This is a genomic window from Streptomyces sp. NRRL S-87, from assembly GCF_000719335.1.
In the GTDB taxonomy this organism is placed as follows: domain Bacteria; phylum Actinomycetota; class Actinomycetes; order Streptomycetales; family Streptomycetaceae; genus Streptomyces.
In genome coordinates, this window is the sequence record NZ_JOGB01000160.1 from 1 (window position 1) to 1,266 (window position 1,266).

At 73.7% G+C, this 1,266-nt stretch carries 1 protein-coding gene; it reads left to right on the forward strand.

The genetic code is table 11. From position 1 onward, the window contains the following. Nucleotides 1–1,266: type I polyketide synthase (locus tag IF43_RS0135520; RefSeq protein WP_030211133.1), on the forward strand; the 1,266-nt coding region annotated here is incomplete at both ends.

The window sequence follows — 1,266 nt, forward strand, 5'->3', positions numbered from 1 at the left end:
GCGCTCGTCCGCGGCTCCGCGATCAACCAGGACGGTGCCAGCAACGGCCTCACCGCCCCGAACGGCCCCTCCCAGCAGCGCGTCATCCGCGCCGCCCTCACCAACGCGGGCCTCTCGCCCGCCGAGGTCGACGCGGTCGAGGCGCACGGCACCGGGACCCGCCTCGGAGACCCGATCGAGGCCCAGGCCCTGCTGGCCACCTACGGCCAGGACCGCCCCGCCGACCGGCCCCTGCACCTCGGGTCGATCAAGTCGAACATCGGGCACACGCAGGCCGCCGCCGGCGTCGCCGGCGTCATCAAGATGGTGCTCGCCATGGAGCACGGGGTGCTCCCGCAGACCCTGCATGTCGACGAGCCGACCCCGCACGTCGACTGGGAGGCGGGGGAGATCGCCCTGCTGACCGAGCGGCGCACGTGGCCGGAGACCGGCCGCCCGCGCCGGGCCGGCATCTCCTCGTTCGGCTTCAGCGGCACCAACGCACACACCATCATCGAGCAGGCCCCGGCGGCCCCCGAGGGGACCGGACCGTCCGACACCCCGCGGCAGCGGCCCGCCCTCCTGCCGTGGGTGCTGTCGGCGAAGACCGGCACCGCCCTCCAGGTCCAGGCCGAGCGCCTGGCGGCCCGCATCTCCTCGGACGAGTCGCTCGAAACCGTGGACGTGGCCTACTCCCTGGCCACCTCCCGCTCGGCCCTCGACCACCGGGCCGTCGTCCTCGCGGAGGAGCGCGAGGAGTTCCTGGCGGCGCTGACGGCCCTGGCCGCCGGTGAGCAGGTCGCGGGACTCGTCAGCGGACGGATGTCCGCAGGCGCTACGGCCTTCCTGTTCACGGGGCAGGGCAGTCAGCGCCTGGGGATGGGGCGTGAGCTGTACGACGCCCACCCCGCGTTCGCGGACGCGCTGGACGCCGTGTGTGCCCGCATGGACGGCCACCTCGAACTCCCTCTGAGGGAGGTCCTGTTCGGGTCGGATGCTGCTGTGCTGGACCGGACGGAGTACGCCCAGCCGGCGCTCTTCGCGGTCGAGGTGGCGCTGTTCCGGCTGGTCGAGAGCTGGGGTGTGCGGCCGGACTTCGTGTCCGGTCACTCGATCGGTGAGATCGCCGCCGCGCACGTGGCCGGGGTGCTGTCCCTGGACGACGCGTGTGAACTGGTGGCCGCCCGCGGCCGGTTGATGCAGGCGCTCCCGGCGGGCGGCGTGATGATCGCGGTGCAGGCCGCGGAGGAGGAGGTCCTGCCGCTGTTGTCGGAGGGTGTGGGCATC